Below are 15,954 nucleotides of genomic sequence, written 5' to 3' on the forward strand. Positions count from 1 at the left end.
GGCTTATTTCGCCGACTGCATCGTGGCCCACCATGCGGCATCAGCTTCTATCTCACCCTGCTGATTCACATGTGGGTACGGTAAGCCTTTCCGGCGGGAAACGTTCGCCAGCACAGGATAGCCACCTTCAAACAGCAGTCTCTGTTGCTCAGCTTCCGGTAACGTACTGTTTTCACGCTGATACATGCCTGCGTTTTGGCGCTGGCGCTGGGCTTCGTACAGGATCAGCGCTGAGGCAACGGACACGTTCAGGGATTGCACCATACCGATCATAGGAATAATGATGTCCTGGTCGGCAAGCGCGAGCGCCTCTTCGGTAATGCCGGTTTTTTCCTGGCCCATCAGAATGCAGGTGGGGCGCGTGTAGTCTATCTCACGGAAGTCGACGGCTTTATCGGAAAGATGAGTGGCCAGAATTTGCATGCCGTTGCTTTTGAGCTGACCGACGGCTTCGCCGATAGTTTTATGCGTTTTAACTTCAACCCAGGAATTACTTCCTGCGGCAGAAGACGCCATCGTGCGCATACGGCTTCCCGGCCAAACGGCGTGCACTTCATGCACGCCCACGGCGTCGGCGGTGCGGATAATAGCGGAGACGTTATGGGGCTTGTGCACCTGCTCCATACAAACGGTCAGGTCCGGCTGGCGTCTGGCGAGCATCTCGCAAATACGCGCATAACGTTGAGGATTCATAACTCTAGTTTCTGTTGCGGGTCACTTTAATCACATCTGGCATCACGCGGATCTTGCGCATGATGTTCGCCAGATGGACGCGATCCCGGGCTGTCAGGCGAATGAAGGCGCTGTATACGCGGCCGTCTTTTTCTTCGGTATTGAGGCTCTGGATGTTCGAGCCCGCAGTGTTGATTGCCGCGGTCAGGTTCGCCAGTGCACCCTGGTGGTTAAACATATCCACCTTGATCTCGGTGATAAACTCCTGCTCGGTCTCTTTATCCCACTCCACGGCCATGAATTTTTCGGGCTCTTTCTGGTAGCCACGAATATTTCGGCAAGACTCATGGTGGATAACCAGCCCTTTACCCGGGCTGACGTGAGCGACGATAGGATCTCCCGGAATCGGGCGGCAGCACTTGGCGAAGGTAATCAGAACGCCGTCTGCACCTTTGATTGGCAAGTTGCTGTGGTTTGTTGCAGGCACCGTGCCTGGCTGAGCAGCAACTGGTGATTCCCCTTGCAGGTTTTTCGCCACGACGACGCTCATTGCGTTCCCGAGGCCAATTTCGGCCAGCAGGTCGTCAAGCGATGCAAGCTTCATACGGTCCAGTTCACGCTGGAGATTTTCGGCTGGAATTTCAGCCAGTTTACGGCTGCCACCGAGCGCATGGTTGAGCAGGCGACGCCCTAAGCTCACGGAATCATCACGCTTCAGGTTTTTCAGCATTTGGCGAATTTTGGCGCGTGCTTTGGAGCTGACGACAAAATTAAGCCATGCGGCGTTTGGACGCGCACCCGGTGCGGTAATGATTTCGATAGTTTGCCCGCTGGTCAGCGACTGTGAAAGCGGATAAGGCTGACGATCAACACGGGCGCCCACGCAGGCGTGACCGATATCGGTATGTACCGCGTAGGCGAAGTCCACCGGCGTTGCGCCTGCAGGCAGTTCTACAATGCGCCCTTCCGGGGTGAAAACGTAAATCTCATCCGGGAACAGATCGGATTTTACGCTCTCGATAAATTCAAATGAGCTACCGGCACTTTGCTGCAGCTCTAACAGGCTTTGCATCCAGCGCTGAGCGCGGATTTGTGCCGTTGTGCTGCTTTCACCTTGCTCTTTATAAGCCCAGTGCGCAGCAACCCCCATTTCCGCCATCTGATCCATATCTTCAGTACGGATTTGCACTTCAACCGGGACGCCGTGCGGCCCAATCATTGAGGTGTGCAGAGACTGATAGCCGTTCGCTTTCGGAATGGCGATGTAGTCTTTCACCCGACCTGGACGAGGTTTATAGAGGCTGTGCATCTGCCCGAGGACGCGGTAGCAGGTATCCATGTCGTGGACAATGACGCGGAACGCGTAGATATCCATGATTGAATGGAAACGCTGCTCTTTGAGCGTCATCTTGCAGTAAATGGAGTAAAGGTGCTTTTCGCGACCGCTCACGCGGCAGGCAATGCCTGCTTCCTGAAGACGCCCGTCGATCTCAGAGAGGATTTTTTGAATCATCTCTTTGCGGTTACCTCGAGCCGCTTTTACCACTTCTTTAATGACGCGGTAGCGGTTCGGATAAAGCGCTTCAAAGCCAAGCTCTTCCAGTTCGGTTTTCAGGTGATGAATACCGAGGCGGTGAGCGAGTGGGCTGTAAATTTCGAGGGTTTCACGGGCAATACGGCGACGTTTATCCGGGCGCAATGATCCAAGCGTGCGCATATTATGCGTACGGTCAGCAAGCTTGATCAAAATGACGCGGATATCCTGCACCATCGCCATGATCATTTTGCGGAAGTTTTCGGCCTGAGCCTCTTTCTTATCGCGGAACTTCAGTTTATCTAGCTTAGAAACCCCTTCCACCAGTTCGGCAACGCTTTTGCCAAACAGTTGTTCCATATCCTGGTAGGTGGCCGGGGTGTCTTCAATCACATCATGCAGAAGCGCTGCCATTAGCGTTTCATGGTCGAGTTTCATCTCGGCCAGGATACAGGCAACGGCGACGGGATGGGTGATATAGGGTTCACCGCTTGAACGTGTTTGTCCCTCGTGAGCATCACGTGCGACAAGGTATGCCTGCCGGAGGCGCTTAATTTGCTCCTCTGGCAGATAGTTTTGAATCAGCTGATTCAGGCTTTCAAACAGATACAAGGGCTACCCGCAGGCTAATTAACGACGACCTTCAGCAATAGCAGTTACGGCCTGCAGTTCTGCGGCTTCCTGCTCTTGCTGTTCCTGGCGCTCACGAACATCGAGAATCTGGTTGGTGATCAACCCTTCTTCGATTTCACGCAGTGCGATAACGGTCGTTTTATCGTTTTCTTCCGGTACCAGCGGATCTTTACCGCCAACCTGCATCTGACGAGCGCGACGCGCGGCCACAAGTACCAGGTCAAAACGGTTACCAATTTTCTCTACAGCGTCCTGAACGGTTACGCGTGCCATAATTAAAATGCTCCACAGGTGAAGAAATGACTGGGCATGATACTGAAACTGGTGTCAGTCTGCCAATAGTTTGCTGATTAAAGCGTCATGCCGCATCTTTTGGCGACCCATTCGTAGACGCTCGGCACGAATGATTATCTTTAAATCAGACAGGGCAGTATCGAAGTCATCATTAACGATAAGGTAATCATACTCCGCATAGTGACTCATTTCCGCAACGGCTTGCGCCATACGTTTTGCAATCACCTCTTCACTGTCCTGGCCGCGACCACGCAGGCGGCGATCCAGTTCGTCTTTTGACGGCGGCAGAATAAAGATGCTGCGGGATTGCGGCATTTTCTGACGAATCTGCTCTGCGCCCTGCCAGTCAATATCCAAAAATACATCCACGCCCGTTGCCAGGACATTTTCGATCGCCTGGCGTGACGTACCGTAATAGTTGCCAAACACTTCCGCATGCTCAAGGAAAGCGTCTTCAGCGATCATCTGCTGGAATTCGTCTTTGCTGACAAAGAAGTAATGTTCCCCGTGATTTTCACCTGGGCGTACACCGCGAGTGGTGTGCGAGATGGAAACCTGGGTGTCATACAGTGGTTGTGTCTTTAACAAAGCCTGGATGAGGCTGGATTTACCCGCGCCACTTGGAGCGGAAACAATATAAAGCGTGCCTTGAGCCATGAGTTCTAACTTAATCGGTATGCATAAAGGGAAGAGCGTCTACCGGCATATTATACACACCGCTGCCTCAGTACGTAGGTTTTGTCATTGTCCGACACGTTTTTTCTCGTGTTTTACGTGATGTTTTCCGCTTTTTTGTCACTCGCGATGCAACGAGGTTAGTTTTTAGGGACCCGCCTCGTGTACGGGATCTTTCATGCTCGTGATTGATGCTGGACCCGGTTATACCTCCCCTGAGAAAACAATGGGGGTGGTATGAAAGGGATAGCGTTAGCAATTTTCGCCATTTTACTGGGGATTTCATCTACGGTAACAGCATCATGCCCAGCGTGGCCTGAAGTCAGAACGCAGAAGGAGATTGAACGCCTTGCACACCAGTTATCTCTCTGGGATGACGCCTATTACCAGCAGGGAAAGAGTCTGGTGAGTGATGCCGTTTACGATGATTTAAAAGAGACACTGTCCGCCTGGCGGCGCTGCATTAAACAGGGAAATGAGGCTGAATCTGCAAGGATGGGCTCGGCAGGGAGCTCGTCTCACCCTGTTGCGCATACGGGGCTAAAAAAGTTACCGGATAAACGTGCCGTCGAGTTATGGGCTAAAGGCCGACAGAACCTATGGGCGCAACCCAAAGTCGATGGGGTGGCTATCACATTGGTCTATCAACACGGCCGACTGGTGAAGATGCTAAGCCGTGGCAACGGTGTTAAAGGAGAGGACTGGACACACAAAACTGCTGGTATTAATTCCATACCACTTCATTTATCTGGGCCACTTGCGAACAGCGTATTGCAAGGCGAGCTTTTCCTGAAACGGGAGGGCCATATTCAAAGCCTGGCAGGAGGCGTGAATGCGAGAGCTAAAGTTGCCGGGGAAATGCTTCGTACTGGAGCAGTTAGCGATCCTAACGCACTGGGTATTTTTATCTGGGCCTGGCCTGATGGCCCTGAAAGCCTTGCTGAAAAGAGCAATATTTTGCGTGACGCAGGTTTTTCCCTGACCGCTCTATGGTCCCAACCTGTAGCAAACATTGATGAAATTGCCCGCTTGCGTGAGGGGTGGTTTCGCCAGCCGCTTCCCTTTGTCACGGATGGGATTGTAATTCGTCAGGAACGTGAACCCGAGGCTAAATTCTGGCAGCCGGGGCAGGGTGACTGGGCCATAGCGTGGAAATATCCGCCGGCTGAGCAAATCGCGGTGGTTCGTAACGTTGATTTTGCCGTGGGGCAAACGGGCAAGGTGTCCGTCGTGCTTGAATTGGAAGAGGTTCTGCTCGACGATAAACGTGTTCGACGGGTAAATATCGGCTCACTAAAACGCTGGCAGGAATGGGATGTTGTTGCGGGTGATAAAGTAAAAATAAGTCTGGCGGGACAGGGAATTCCTCGGATGGATGAAGTCGTCTGGCGCGTCAGCCAGCGAGACACATCCATACCGGAAATGGTGGCTTTTACACCGGTAACTTGCCTTTATGCTTCATCTGAATGCGCAGAGCAATTTATTGCCCGCCTGACGGGGATGGGCCAAAAGCGAGTTCTGGATTTAGCGGGCGTTAGTCAAAGCACCTGGCGCTATCTACATATGACGTCACGCTTTCAGCACATTTTCTCATGGCTGGATTTGAACAAGACCATGCTGTCTGGTTTACCAGGCATTTCGGTGAAAAAAGCCGAGTTGTTATGGCATCAATTTTCGTTGTCCCGAAAACAGCCGTTTATTCGCTGGGTAGTGGCCTTAGGGATGCCGCTGCCGCGAAGTGCGCATGCCGTTCTTAAAGACAAACACTGGCAGCAGCTTGGCGGCTGGGATCAATCCCGATGGCAAGCTTTACCCGGAGTGGGGGCTAAGCGGGCAAGGCAGCTAGTCGATTTTATGAAGCATCCACAGGTGGTTGCCCTGGCCGCCTTCCTTAGCCAGCATAACATCCCGGGTTTTGGTCATCAGTGATCGGCGTGCTTGTAATGGAATACTGGTAGCCCAAGCCGCAGGCGCAGCGCCAGTAGCCGAGTGCTAAAGCCGAATAATAAGGTTGCTATCACCACGACGTCATGGCTGCTGACGTAGTGCTGTAGCGCGATATACAGCACGGCTGAAGCAAAGGCGATACCTGCGTACAGTTCTTTCTGGAACACGAGGGGAATTCGTTTGCAGAACATATCTCTTAGCACACCGCCAAAGACGCCGGTGACAACGGCGGCAATGGTCGCAATGATTGGGCCTTCGCCCATATCCAAAGCAACCTGCGCACCGATGATAGAAAAGACAACAAGCCCCAGTGCATCCAGCACCAAAAAGAGTTTGCGTAGGTGTGGCATTACGGGAGCCATGATGGTTGTGAGTACTGCAGCGATGGCAACAATCACTACGTACTCAGGGTGTTTTACCCAGCCGAGGGGGTAGTGGCCCAGCAGAATATCGCGGACTGAACCGCCGCCCAGCGCCGTGGCAGTGGCGATAATAATGACGCCAAACGTATCCATCCGGCGACGTCCGGCGGCCAGTGCCCCGGTCATGGCTTCCGCGGTGATACCAATCAAATAAAGAATGTGTAGCAGCATGTTTGTCCCCTCAGAATACCGGCAAAGGGTAGCGTTTTGTGCACTGCATCACGATTGAGATTTTCTAAGTTGAATGAAAAAGGATTAGTTTTATTTATTCAAAATATAAGATTTGTTCTTTGTCTGCGGGTATTGATTGATTTCTATGAGTGTTAATGGATTAGTTAAATTATTCAAGGAGAGGCAATGAAGATATCGGCGATGTTAAAAGCGCTAGCAAATGGCGTCAATCCAGAAACTGGAGAGGTGCTTGGCGGCGAATCAACGGCCAATAAGCCAGAAGCGATAAGAATGCTGTTTGCCCTGGCCGAGGAACTGACGGTGAACCCGGAAAAACAGAAAAAGTCCAGGTTAACGCCTGAGGAGAGACAGCAACGTAATCTTGCAGAAGGGCGTCCGGCTAAGTCTCACTTTCCCTGGGCCGAAGAAGAGAAACTGATCCTCGCAGAGCGCTTTGAGCAAACTGGCGCGATCGAAACCTTGGGGGATGAGTTCGAACGTTCTCCGAGAGCGGTAGCTATTCAGCTTGAAAAGATGGGGCTTATCACTGCGGAGCAACTGTTGGCGTATACGTAGTACGGTTCAAAAGAAAAAGCCTGCTGAACGCAGGCTTATGGAATGTTACTCGATGTTTTGAATCTGCTCGCGCATCTGCTCGATTAAGACTTTCAGCTCGATAGCTGAATTGGTCACGTCGGCATTGATAGACTTAGAGGCCAGCGTATTCGACTCGCGGTTAAACTCCTGCATCATAAAGTCGAGGCGACGGCCAACGGCTTCTTTCTTTTTCAGGATGTTGTAAGTCTCTTTGACGTGAGCTTCCAGGCGATCCAGCTCCTCCGCGACGTCAATGCGCTGTGCCATCAGCACCAATTCTTGTTCAAGGCGGTTGTTTTCAAGCTGAACTTCGGCCTCTTCCAGCTTGTTAACCAGGCGCTCGCGCTGCCATTTCACCACTTCTGGCATTTGAGCTCGGACTTTAACCACTTCGGCACTGACGCCTTCCAGGCGTTGTTCAATCAGCCCTTTCAGGGCCTGGCCTTCTGTCTCACGGGCAACAATAAAGTCGTCCAGCGCGCCATCAAGAGCGGAAAGAATTTCAGCGGTAATAGCATCAAGATCTTGTTCCTGAGCTGCCATCACGCCTGGCCAGCGAAGAATATCAACCGGGTTGATTTCTCCTTCATCGCTTTGCATTTTGACCCAGTTAGCGGCCTCAACCAGCTGCTTAGCCAGTTTTTCATTGAGAATCAACGAGCCTTGTGCACGAGCATCTGGTTCAAAGCGCAGGTTGCACTCAATTTTGCCACGGGTGAGGCGGTTACGAATGCGCTCACGAGCAACGGGCTCAAGACTACGGAACTGTTCCGGCATGCGGATATACGTTTCGAGATAGCGCTGGTTTACCGAGCGTAATTCCCAGGAGGCGGAGCCCCATTCACCTTTTACTTCACGCCGGGCGTAGGCGGTCATACTGCGGATCATAGTACGTACCCGTTTTCAGCTAATGTATGGGGGGATTATAGCCATCAGGGGACTTGCAGGATAGGAATAAGCGCCTGAAGTCCGTATAATGCGCAGCCACATTCGTTTTAGCCGGAGAGAAGCCCATGCGTCCATCAGGTCGTAGCGCAGAACAAGTGCGCCCAGTTACCCTGACCCGTCATTACACTAAACACGCTGAAGGCTCCGTGCTTGTCGAGTTCGGTGATACCAAAGTGCTGTGCACCGCGACCCTTGAAGAAGGCGTGCCTCGCTTCCTGAAAGGCCAGGGCCAGGGCTGGATCACCGCTGAATACGGCATGCTGCCGCGTGCAACCCATAGCCGCAATGCCCGTGAAGCGGCAAAAGGCAAACAGGGTGGCCGTACTCTCGAGATTCAACGTCTTATCGCCCGTTCATTACGCGCAGCGGTGGACCTAAAAGCATTGGGTGAATTTACCATCACCCTGGACTGCGACGTTCTGCAGGCCGATGGCGGTACTCGAACCGCTTCTATCACCGGTGCCTGCGTAGCGCTGGCCGATGCGTTAAACGGCCTGGTCGCTTCTGGCAAGCTGAAAACTAACCCTATGAAAGGGATGGTTGCGGCGGTTTCCGTTGGTATCGTCAATGGTGAAGCTCTCTGCGATCTGGAATATGTCGAAGACTCTGCGGCCGAAACTGACATGAATGTTGTCATGATGGAAGACGGGCGCATGATTGAGGTGCAGGGCACCGCGGAAGGTGAGCCGTTCTCCCACGAAGAGCTCCTGGCGCTCCTGGCGTTGGCTCGAGGGGGAATTGATTCCATCATCGCGTCGCAGAAGGCGGCGTTAGAAAATTAATTTTTTAAAAGCGACTGAGAAGTCGCTTTTTTTATGTCCGTGTCACAATGCTAAGGAGCAAATCCATGAAACCGTATCAGCGCCAGTTTATTGAGTTTGCGCTTAACAAACAGGTACTCAAGTTTGGCGAATTTACGCTGAAATCCGGGCGTACAAGCCCCTATTTCTTCAACGCCGGACTGTTTAATACCGGGCGTGACCTGGCGTTATTAGGGCGTTTCTATGCCGCTGCTCTGATGGACTCCGGCATCGATTTTGATCTGCTTTTTGGCCCGGCCTATAAAGGCATTCCTATCGCGACAACGACCGCTGTAGCGCTGGCCGAGCATCACGAACGCGATGTGCCTTACTGCTTTAACCGCAAAGAAGCGAAAGATCATGGTGAAGGCGGTAATTTGGTGGGCAGCGCGCTTCAGGGCCGCGTTATGCTGGTGGACGACGTGATAACTGCCGGGACAGCGATTCGTGAGTCAATGGAGATCATTGCCGCGAACGGTGCGAGCCTTGCCGGGGTGCTTATTTCACTCGACCGCCAGGAGCGTGGCCGTGCGGATATCTCCGCCATTCAGGAAGTTGAGCGCGACTATCAGTGCAAAGTCATTTCGATCATCACGCTCAAAGACCTGATTTCTTATCTGGAAGAGAAACCAGAAATGGCGGACAAGTTGGCTGCAGTGCGTAAATATCGCGAAGAGTTTGGCGTCTAAGTCGAAAAGTAAAAAGGGCCGGTGGGCCCTTTTTACTAGTAAAGCTGAGCGGCAATCAGCGGCCAGCGGGTATCAAAATCATCCGTGGGCAGATAACGGAAATCGCTTCTCACAAAGCGTGACAGCATTCCCTCACAGAAAGCCAACAACTGGCTCGCCAGTAAGGCTTCATCGGTGCTAAACCCTTCGCCTTCGCGCATTTTCTTTTCACGCATAACCTGGCGGAGCTGAACCTCAATGCGTTCAAAAAGCTGGTTGATGCGATCCTGCAGACGATCCTGTTCAAACATCAGCGCGTGCCCGGTGAGAATACGCGTCAGACCCGGGTTCCGTTCACCAAAACCCAACACCAAAAGTACGATCAACCGCAGGCGAGCCAGCGTGTCTTTTTCATCTTTCAGAATCAGGTTAATACGGGTAATCAGGCTATCTTCGATAAACTCAATCAGGCTATCGAACATTTTCATTTTGCTGGGAAAATGACGATAAAGTGCGGCTTCGGACACGCCAACGGTTGCCGCTAGTTTAGCGGTCGTAATGCGTTGACTGCCGTCGCTGGATTCGAGCATCTGGGCCAGAGACTGAAGTATTTCCTCGCGACGATTCCTTTTCGCGGTCTGTTTTTCTGCCATGTTCTAAAATACCCCTGAAAAATACCTTGTCAGGTAAGCACCGAACCGCGCCCGCAAACGCGTGGTTTGCGGTCTGTTTTAACGTTATCTGCGCGCTAGGGTTACGTTGATAAAACGGTATTACTGGCGGCCTGAATGGCCAAAGCCGCCTTCGCCACGATCGCTGGCGTCAAAATCTTCGACCAGGTTAAATTCGGCCTGCACAACAGGTACAAAGACCATCTGCGCAATGCGCTCACCTGGTTGAATGGTGAAGCTATCCTGGCCGCGGTTCCAGACAGAAACCATCAACTGGCCTTGATAATCGGAATCAATCAGCCCCACCAGGTTACCCAGCACAACGCCGTGTTTGTGGCCCAAACCGGAACGAGGCAGGATGACCGCAGCCAGAGAGGCGTCAGCAATGTGAATAGCCAGGCCGGTTGGCAGCAGCGTTGTTGCACCAGGCGCAAGTTCTACGGCGTCATCCAGGCAAGCGCGCAGGTCAAGACCGGCAGAGCCGGAGGTGGCGTAAGTTGGTAATGGGAATTGCTGACCAACTCGCGGGTCCAGAATTTTAACGTCGATTTTTTTCATCATAGCGGGTAACGATCTCGTCCAGTAAAAGGTGGCCAAGGAGTGCTTTACGCTCAAGCGGTAAGACTTTGTCTCCCTCCTGCCAGAAAAGGTGCAATGCGTTATTATCGCTATTAAATCCTTGATTATTCTGAGATACGTCATTAGCGCAGATCAGATCCAGGTTTTTAGCGGCACGCTTTTTCCGGGCGTATTCTTCCACATTATTTGTTTCGGCGGCAAACCCTACAACATAGGGACGTCCTTCAGAAAGCGCCGCAACACCCGCAACAACATCCGGGTTTTTGACCATTTTTAGCGTAATTTCATCGCCTTGCTTTTTAATTTTCTCGTCAGCAACTACGGCGGCTCGGTAGTCGGCAACGGCGGCACAGCCAATGAATATATGCTGCCCGGAGACGTGTTTTTGGACCGCCTCGTTCATTTCTAGCGCTGTAGTGACGTCAATGCGGTTTACCCATGCCGGAGTGGGCAGATTTACCGGGCCTGAAATCAAGGTGACGTTTGCCCCACGTGCTGCCGCTGCTGCTGCGATAGCAAACCCCATCTTTCCAGAACTGTCGTTTGTAATGTACCTGACGGGATCAAGGCGTTCGCGCGTTGGGCCGGCGGTAATCATGACGTTCAGATGTTGCAGATCTTTGACTACGGAGAAATGTTCAACGGCCATATCAACCAGCGTTAGCGGATCCAACATGCGGCCTGGTCCAATATCGCCACAGGCCTGGCTCCCGCTATCCGGGCCCCAAATCAGAAGGCCACGAGCGCTTAGCACGTCCAAATTATGTTGAGTAGCTGCCGCGCGGAACATTTGTTGGTTCATTGCCGGAACAACGGCAACCGGGGCGGCTGTTGCCAGGCAGATAGTGCTGACCAGGTCGTTTGCCATGCCCGCAGTCACGCGCGCAATCAGGTCTGCTGTCGCAGGTGCGAGTATCACTAAATCTGCCCATTTGCCGAGTTCGATGTGGCCCATGGCGGCTTCTGCTGCGGGGTCTAGCAAACTGTCGGACACCGGATAACCGGAAACTGCTTGCAAACTTAGTGGCGTGATGAAGGCCTTCGCCGCCTCGGTCATTACCACTCGTACATCCGCTCCGCGATCGCGCAGACGACGAACCAGCTCAGGTGTTTTATAGGCAGCAATACCGCCACTGACACCAAGAACAATTTTCTTGCCGGAAAGTCCCATCATGATTTTTATCCGTTGGAAGTCACAGTCGAATGGCCATTTTATCACAATCCCTGACATGCGCCTTTTTGCAGTTTGCGAGGCGCTACGCAAGACCAAAACCCACTCATCGCCTGATAATAAAAAAGGCCGCATTATGGGAGGGTTAAGAGATGGAGAGGTGTGATGGACAGGGATAATGAGATTGAAAACGCATATTTACCCAGGGAAAAACTGCTGCAATTTGGCGTTGGTTCTCTCACGGACACTGAGCTGTTGGCACTCTTTTTGCGCACGGGCCACCAGGGAATGCACGTTCTTGTTTTCGCCAACATGCTATTACGTGAGTTTGGTTCCCTGCACCGCTTGTTGTCGGCAGACTATTCCCATTTCAAGAACGTGAAGGGGATTGGTGAAGCAAAATACACCCAACTCAACGCGATTGCCGAGCTGGCGAGGCGTTATTACTCGTCTCAGGGTGTCAAAGAACTCTCTTTGCTTACGCCAGGGAAGGTGCGGGAGTACGTTCAGAGCCAGTTGACGACCGAACAGCGTGAAATCTTTATGGTGCTGTTTTTGAATAATCAGCACCAGGTGATTAAATGTGAGCGTTTGTTCGCCGGAACGTTAAGCCACGTTGAAGTTCATCCGAGAGAAATTGTCCGCGAAGCGATGAAATGCAACGCCGGTGCCATTATACTGGCGCACAACCACCCATCAGGTAAGGCCGAACCCAGTAAAGCAGACCGGGCTATTACGGAACGCATCGTGAAAGTTTGCCTGTTTATGGAAATTCGAGTGCTTGATCATCTGGTTATTGGTCACGGAGAATACGTTTCTTTCGCTGAACGAGGGTGGATTTAAGCCATCAGGCGCGATCCATTGGGATCTTTGTCTGTTCGGGACTTGAGCACATGCCTCACACAGCGTATACTACGCCACCTTTGAGAATCTCGGGTTTGGCATTATGCGCCTGGCACTGTGGTTCACATTGAACCGCCAGGGACCAGGCTTGCAGCCTGACGAGGCGCCTAACCCTATACGAAGCTCGAGCTAATTTGATTTTTGGAGAATAGACATGTCCCGAGTCTGCCAAGTTACTGGCAAGCGTCCGGCGACCGGTAATAACCGTTCCCACGCACTGAACGCGACTAAACGCCGTTTCCTGCCGAACCTGCACTCTCACCGTTTCTGGGTTGAGAGCGAGAAGCGTTTTGTCACCCTGCGTGTATCTGCTAAAGGTATGCGTGTAATCGATAAGAAAGGCATCGATACAGTTCTGTCCGAACTGCGTGCCCGTGGCGAAAAGTACTAAGTACTTAGAGGAAATAAATCATGGCTAAAGGTATTCGTGAGAAAATCAAGCTGGTTTCTTCTGCTGGTACTGGTCACTTCTATACCACCACGAAGAACAAACGTACTAAGCCGGAAAAACTGGAACTGAAAAAGTTCGATCCAGTTGTCCGTCAGCACGTTGTATACAAAGAAGCCAAAATTAAATAATTCTGGTAACTTTGTTGAAGAAACCCGGCTCAGGCCGGGTTTTTTTATGCCTGCTTCCCGGAGGAGAGATGCCTGAATTACCAGAGGTAGAAACCAGTCGTCGCGGTATTGAGCCGCACCTGGTGGGTGAAACCATCCTGTATGCTGTTGTGCGCAATGCCCGGCTGCGCTGGCCGGTTTCTGATGAAATACATGCTCTGAGCGATAAGCCCGTGTTGAGCGTGCAGCGGCGAGCAAAGTATTTACTGCTGGAGCTGCCGGATGGCTGGATCATCATTCATCTGGGGATGTCCGGCAGTCTGAGGATCCTCGCAGAAGAGCTTCCTGCGGAAAAGCACGATCATGTCGATCTGATCATGAGTAACGGCAAAGTACTGCGCTATACCGATCCTCGTCGTTTTGGTGCCTGGCTGTGGGTCAAAGAGCTTGAGGGTAGCAATGTATTGTCTCATCTTGGCCCGGAGCCCTTGAGCGATGCATTCAGTGCGGAATACCTGCGTGAAAAATCGGCCAAAAAGAAAACGGCTATTAAGCCCTGGCTGATGGATAACAAACTGGTTGTTGGGGTAGGGAATATCTATGCCAGTGAATCTTTGTTCGCGGCGGGGATCCATCCTGACCGCAGCGCGCAGTCGCTATCAAAAAAAGAGTCTGAAACTCTGGTCGCAGCGATCAAGGCGGTATTGCAACGCTCAATAGAGCAAGGTGGAACCACCTTAAAAGACTTCCTTCAGTCCGATGGCAAACCAGGCTATTTTGCTCAGGAACTGCAGGTATACGGCCAGGAAGGAGAGCCTTGCAGGGTATGTGGTACACCGATTGCCGCCGCTAAGCACGCCCAGCGAAGCACTTACTATTGTCGTCACTGCCAGCGATAGTTATTTAAGCCTTTCGATAAGTGCGTTGCAGACATGCTCTGGCAGGAAGTGAGCGACATCTCCGTGATGGCGCGCCACTTCTTTGACCAGAGAAGAAGAGACAAACGACCACTCTTTAGATGGCATCAGAAATACACTTTCCAGTTCAGGCATGAGATGGCGGTTCATGTGGGCCAACTGCATTTCATATTCAAAATCAGCCGCGGTACGCAACCCACGCACCAACACGTTTGCCTGCTGGGTACGTGCAAAGCTTGCCATCAAATCGCTGAAACCGAGAACCTGAACGTTGGGTAAATGCGCCAGCGCCTGCTGTGCCAGCGCAACGCGTTCATCCAGCGTAAACAAAGCGTTCTTGCTGGGGCTTGCTGCAATGGCAAGTATCACCTGGTCAAACATACTGGCTGCACGGGTAACAATATCAATATGGCCGTTGGTGATGGGATCGAAAGTCCCCGGATAGATTGCCCGCTTTTGCATATCTGACCTTAGTGTGTTTTAGGGGGGAGATAAGGTTCCAGTAGCTGTAACAGGCGCTGTAATGCACCCTGATTCTGATAAAGCACTTCCACAGCATGGCGCCCGTAGAAGTTACGATAATCCTCATCTGTGAGCAAAGACGCAATCTCTTTTACTAATGATTGCTCGTCCGTCACGGTGATTAGGCCGTCTGCCTGCGACAGGCGCGCGCAGATATCTTTGAAGTTGAAGGTATGTGGACCCATTAATACTGGAATAGCGTGTGCGGCTGGTTCGAGGGGATTATGGCCACCTCGCTCAACTAAAGAGCCGCCAACAAAAGCCAGATCGGCAATTCCGTACAGCAACATCAATTCACCCATAGTATCGCCAATGACGACCTGCGTACTGGAAGACGGCACCTCTCCGGAAGAGCGAGTGATGTAGCTTAATCCGGCATTTCTGACAAGGTTAATGGCATCAGGGAAGCGTTCCGGGTGGCGTGGTACAAGGATCAGCAATAAATTAGGAAACTGCTTTAAAAGCGATTGATGAGCCTGCACTACGATGCTTTCTTCACCTTCGTGCGTGCTGGTGGCTATCCAGACCGGGCGGTGCGGTGCCCACTGCCGGCGAAGCGTCACGGCACGAGCAGCAAGCTGCGGTGTCACGGAGATATCAAATTTAAGGCTCCCGGTGACCGTCAATTGGCTTCGTTTTGCACCTAGTGAGATGAAGCGTTCACCGTCTTCTTCGTTCTGTGCGGCGATCAGCGTAATGCGCTGCAGCAGCGTTCGGACAAAATCACCAAGTTTTGCGTAGCCCTTTGCCGAGCGAGCAGAAAGTCTGGCATTGGCAATCACTAACGGGATATAGCGTTTGTGCAGCGCGGCTATCAGGTTTGGCCAAAGTTCGGTTTCCATGATAAGCACCAGTTTTGGATCGACTTTATCAAGGAAGCGATTTAATGCGCAGGGCAAGTCGTATGGCAGATAGACGTGCTGGACGTCTTCTCCGAAAGCGGACATGACCCTTTCTGAGCCGGTTGGCGTCATTGTCGTAACTGTAATCGGCAATTCTGGATAGCGGTGGCGAAGCGCGCGAACCAGAGGGATGGCGGCTAGCGTTTCCCCAACGGAAACCGAATGCAACATAATGCCACCTGGTTTGAGCGGCTTTTTATAGAAGCCGTAGCGCTCGCCAATGCGTTTGCGGTATGCCGGGGCTTTACGACCGCGCACCCACAATCGCAGCCAAATGAGTGGCTGTATGAGGTAAAGCAGTATGGTGTAAAGCAATTGGAGCATAGGATACGGCTGGCATTATGAATGTGCTGGGGATTCTATGTATTTA

19 protein-coding genes are annotated in these 15,954 nt (G+C 52.1%); 8 read left to right on the forward strand and 11 right to left on the reverse strand.

Going from position 1 to position 15,954, the window contains the following annotated elements; translation table 11 throughout:
• Positions 1 to 3: 3 nt before the first annotated feature.
• Genes trmH through gmk form a run of 4 tightly spaced genes read right to left on the reverse strand, consistent with a single transcriptional unit; the run spans position 4 to position 3,790 of the window.
• Positions 4 to 693, reverse strand: coding sequence for a tRNA (guanosine(18)-2'-O)-methyltransferase TrmH (gene trmH / locus LH86_RS22710; RefSeq protein WP_039299082.1), 690 nt, complete (start codon positions 691 to 693; stop codon positions 4 to 6).
• A gap of 4 nt (positions 694 to 697) precedes the next feature.
• The gene (spoT, locus tag LH86_RS05355; RefSeq protein WP_039299085.1) at positions 698 to 2,818 is read right to left on the reverse strand and encodes a bifunctional GTP diphosphokinase/guanosine-3',5'-bis pyrophosphate 3'-pyrophosphohydrolase; all 2,121 of its coding nucleotides are present in this window, start codon (positions 2,816 to 2,818) and stop codon (positions 698 to 700) included.
• An 18-nt stretch (positions 2,819 to 2,836) separates the two neighbouring features.
• Positions 2,837 to 3,112 (reverse strand): DNA-directed RNA polymerase subunit omega, encoded by a 276-nt coding sequence (rpoZ, locus tag LH86_RS05360; protein ID WP_008457417.1) that lies wholly within the window; start codon positions 3,110 to 3,112, stop codon positions 2,837 to 2,839.
• A 54-nt stretch (positions 3,113 to 3,166) separates the two neighbouring features.
• Positions 3,167 to 3,790, reverse strand: coding sequence for a guanylate kinase (gene gmk, locus LH86_RS05365; RefSeq protein ID WP_039299088.1), 624 nt, complete (start codon positions 3,788 to 3,790; stop codon positions 3,167 to 3,169).
• 255 nt (positions 3,791 to 4,045) lie between these two features.
• Here gmk and ligB point away from each other — a divergent pair, with 255 nt between their 5' ends.
• The gene (gene ligB, locus LH86_RS05370; RefSeq protein WP_039299092.1) at positions 4,046 to 5,737 is read left to right on the forward strand and encodes an NAD-dependent DNA ligase LigB; all 1,692 of its coding nucleotides are present in this window, start codon (positions 4,046 to 4,048) and stop codon (positions 5,735 to 5,737) included.
• Here ligB and LH86_RS05375 read toward each other — a convergent pair.
• A complete protein-coding gene (locus LH86_RS05375) occupies positions 5,731 to 6,348 on the reverse strand; it encodes a trimeric intracellular cation channel family protein (RefSeq protein ID WP_039299095.1) in 618 nt (205 codons plus the stop codon). The genes ligB and LH86_RS05375 overlap by 7 nt on opposite strands.
• A 186-nt stretch (positions 6,349 to 6,534) precedes the next feature.
• Between LH86_RS05375 and LH86_RS05380 the strand changes: the two genes are divergently transcribed.
• Positions 6,535 to 6,924 (forward strand): hypothetical protein, encoded by a 390-nt coding sequence (locus LH86_RS05380; RefSeq protein WP_039299099.1) that lies wholly within the window; start codon positions 6,535 to 6,537, stop codon positions 6,922 to 6,924.
• Between the two features lie 45 nt (positions 6,925 to 6,969).
• On the opposite strand, the gene LH86_RS05385 is transcribed toward LH86_RS05380, so the two are convergent.
• Positions 6,970 to 7,833 (reverse strand): YicC/YloC family endoribonuclease, encoded by an 864-nt coding sequence (locus LH86_RS05385; RefSeq protein WP_039289143.1) that lies wholly within the window; start codon positions 7,831 to 7,833, stop codon positions 6,970 to 6,972.
• A gap of 125 nt (positions 7,834 to 7,958) precedes the next feature.
• Between LH86_RS05385 and rph the strand changes: the two genes are divergently transcribed.
• Together rph and pyrE are read left to right on the forward strand one after the other, a co-directional pair.
• The gene (gene rph / locus LH86_RS05390; protein ID WP_008457427.1) at positions 7,959 to 8,675 is read left to right on the forward strand and encodes a ribonuclease PH; all 717 of its coding nucleotides are present in this window, start codon (positions 7,959 to 7,961) and stop codon (positions 8,673 to 8,675) included.
• Between the two features lie 65 nt (positions 8,676 to 8,740).
• A complete protein-coding gene (pyrE, locus tag LH86_RS05395) occupies positions 8,741 to 9,382 on the forward strand; it encodes an orotate phosphoribosyltransferase (RefSeq protein ID WP_008457428.1) in 642 nt (213 codons plus the stop codon).
• 35 nt (positions 9,383 to 9,417) lie between these two features.
• Here pyrE and slmA read toward each other — a convergent pair whose 3' ends face one another.
• The 3 genes from slmA to coaBC all read right to left on the reverse strand — a co-directional run bounded on the left by slmA (position 9,418) and on the right by coaBC (position 11,782).
• Positions 9,418 to 10,014 (reverse strand): nucleoid occlusion factor SlmA, encoded by a 597-nt coding sequence (gene slmA, locus LH86_RS05400; protein WP_039289144.1) that lies wholly within the window; start codon positions 10,012 to 10,014, stop codon positions 9,418 to 9,420.
• Positions 10,015 to 10,134: 120 nt separating this feature from the next.
• Positions 10,135 to 10,593 carry a dUTP diphosphatase gene (gene dut / locus LH86_RS05405; protein ID WP_034808728.1) on the reverse strand — a complete coding sequence of 153 codons (459 nt, stop codon included), beginning with the start codon at positions 10,591 to 10,593 and terminating at the stop codon, positions 10,135 to 10,137.
• On the reverse strand, positions 10,571 to 11,782 hold the full coding sequence (coaBC, locus tag LH86_RS05410; protein ID WP_156107060.1) for a bifunctional phosphopantothenoylcysteine decarboxylase/phosphopantothenate--cysteine ligase CoaBC: 1,212 nt from the start codon (positions 11,780 to 11,782) through the stop codon (positions 10,571 to 10,573). Before coaBC ends, dut begins: the two co-directional genes overlap by 23 nt.
• A gap of 165 nt (positions 11,783 to 11,947) precedes the next feature.
• Between coaBC and radC the strand changes: the two genes are divergently transcribed.
• The 4 genes from radC (at position 11,948) to mutM (ending at position 14,142) form a co-directional block, all read left to right on the forward strand.
• Complete coding sequence (gene radC, locus LH86_RS05415) at positions 11,948 to 12,625, forward strand: RadC family protein (RefSeq protein WP_039299105.1); 678 nt, start codon at positions 11,948 to 11,950, stop codon at positions 12,623 to 12,625.
• A 214-nt stretch (positions 12,626 to 12,839) separates the two neighbouring features.
• On the forward strand, positions 12,840 to 13,076 hold the full coding sequence (rpmB, locus tag LH86_RS05420) for a 50S ribosomal protein L28 (RefSeq protein WP_008457442.1): 237 nt from the start codon (positions 12,840 to 12,842) through the stop codon (positions 13,074 to 13,076).
• Between the two features lie 20 nt (positions 13,077 to 13,096).
• Entirely contained in the window at positions 13,097 to 13,264 is a 168-nt protein-coding gene (gene rpmG, locus LH86_RS05425) for a 50S ribosomal protein L33 (RefSeq protein WP_002436700.1), read from the forward strand.
• A gap of 68 nt (positions 13,265 to 13,332) precedes the next feature.
• Positions 13,333 to 14,142, forward strand: coding sequence for a bifunctional DNA-formamidopyrimidine glycosylase/DNA-(apurinic or apyrimidinic site) lyase (gene mutM, locus LH86_RS05430; protein WP_039299107.1), 810 nt, complete (start codon positions 13,333 to 13,335; stop codon positions 14,140 to 14,142).
• Here mutM and coaD read toward each other — a convergent pair whose 3' ends face one another.
• Together coaD and waaA are read right to left on the reverse strand one after the other, a co-directional pair.
• Positions 14,143 to 14,622 (reverse strand): pantetheine-phosphate adenylyltransferase, encoded by a 480-nt coding sequence (coaD, locus tag LH86_RS05435; RefSeq protein ID WP_039299110.1) that lies wholly within the window; start codon positions 14,620 to 14,622, stop codon positions 14,143 to 14,145.
• An 8-nt stretch (positions 14,623 to 14,630) separates the two neighbouring features.
• Positions 14,631 to 15,908 (reverse strand): lipid IV(A) 3-deoxy-D-manno-octulosonic acid transferase, encoded by a 1,278-nt coding sequence (waaA, locus tag LH86_RS05440; RefSeq protein ID WP_039299113.1) that lies wholly within the window; start codon positions 15,906 to 15,908, stop codon positions 14,631 to 14,633.
• Between the last annotated feature and the right edge of the window lie 46 nt (positions 15,909 to 15,954).

The sequence above is a fragment of the Cedecea neteri genome, from assembly GCF_000758325.1.
Classification (GTDB): Bacteria; Pseudomonadota; Gammaproteobacteria; order Enterobacterales; family Enterobacteriaceae; genus Cedecea; species Cedecea neteri_B.

Bases quoted from the DNA above. Each gene is read 5' to 3' on its own strand.
- trmH (WP_039299082.1), bottom strand. From the start codon at position 693: ATGAATCCTCAACGTTATGCGCGTATTTGCGAGATGCTCGCCAGACGC.
- rpoZ (WP_008457417.1), bottom strand. From the start codon at position 3,112: ATGGCACGCGTAACCGTTCAGGACGCTGTAGAGAAAATTGGTAACCGT.
- gmk (WP_039299088.1), bottom strand. From the start codon at position 3,790: ATGGCTCAAGGCACGCTTTATATTGTTTCCGCTCCAAGTGGCGCGGGT.
- ligB (WP_039299092.1), top strand. From the start codon at position 4,046: ATGAAAGGGATAGCGTTAGCAATTTTCGCCATTTTACTGGGGATTTCA.
- LH86_RS05375 (WP_039299095.1), bottom strand. From the start codon at position 6,348: ATGCTGCTACACATTCTTTATTTGATTGGTATCACCGCGGAAGCCATG.
- LH86_RS05380 (WP_039299099.1), top strand. From the start codon at position 6,535: ATGAAGATATCGGCGATGTTAAAAGCGCTAGCAAATGGCGTCAATCCA.
- LH86_RS05385 (WP_039289143.1), bottom strand. From the start codon at position 7,833: ATGATCCGCAGTATGACCGCCTACGCCCGGCGTGAAGTAAAAGGTGAA.
- rph (WP_008457427.1), top strand. From the start codon at position 7,959: ATGCGTCCATCAGGTCGTAGCGCAGAACAAGTGCGCCCAGTTACCCTG.
- pyrE (WP_008457428.1), top strand. From the start codon at position 8,741: ATGAAACCGTATCAGCGCCAGTTTATTGAGTTTGCGCTTAACAAACAG.
- slmA (WP_039289144.1), bottom strand. From the start codon at position 10,014: ATGGCAGAAAAACAGACCGCGAAAAGGAATCGTCGCGAGGAAATACTT.
- dut (WP_034808728.1), bottom strand. From the start codon at position 10,593: ATGATGAAAAAAATCGACGTTAAAATTCTGGACCCGCGAGTTGGTCAG.
- coaBC (WP_156107060.1), bottom strand. From the start codon at position 11,782: ATGGGACTTTCCGGCAAGAAAATTGTTCTTGGTGTCAGTGGCGGTATT.
- radC (WP_039299105.1), top strand. From the start codon at position 11,948: ATGGACAGGGATAATGAGATTGAAAACGCATATTTACCCAGGGAAAAA.
- rpmB (WP_008457442.1), top strand. From the start codon at position 12,840: ATGTCCCGAGTCTGCCAAGTTACTGGCAAGCGTCCGGCGACCGGTAAT.
- rpmG (WP_002436700.1), top strand. From the start codon at position 13,097: ATGGCTAAAGGTATTCGTGAGAAAATCAAGCTGGTTTCTTCTGCTGGT.
- mutM (WP_039299107.1), top strand. From the start codon at position 13,333: ATGCCTGAATTACCAGAGGTAGAAACCAGTCGTCGCGGTATTGAGCCG.
- coaD (WP_039299110.1), bottom strand. From the start codon at position 14,622: ATGCAAAAGCGGGCAATCTATCCGGGGACTTTCGATCCCATCACCAAC.
- waaA (WP_039299113.1), bottom strand. From the start codon at position 15,908: ATGCTCCAATTGCTTTACACCATACTGCTTTACCTCATACAGCCACTC.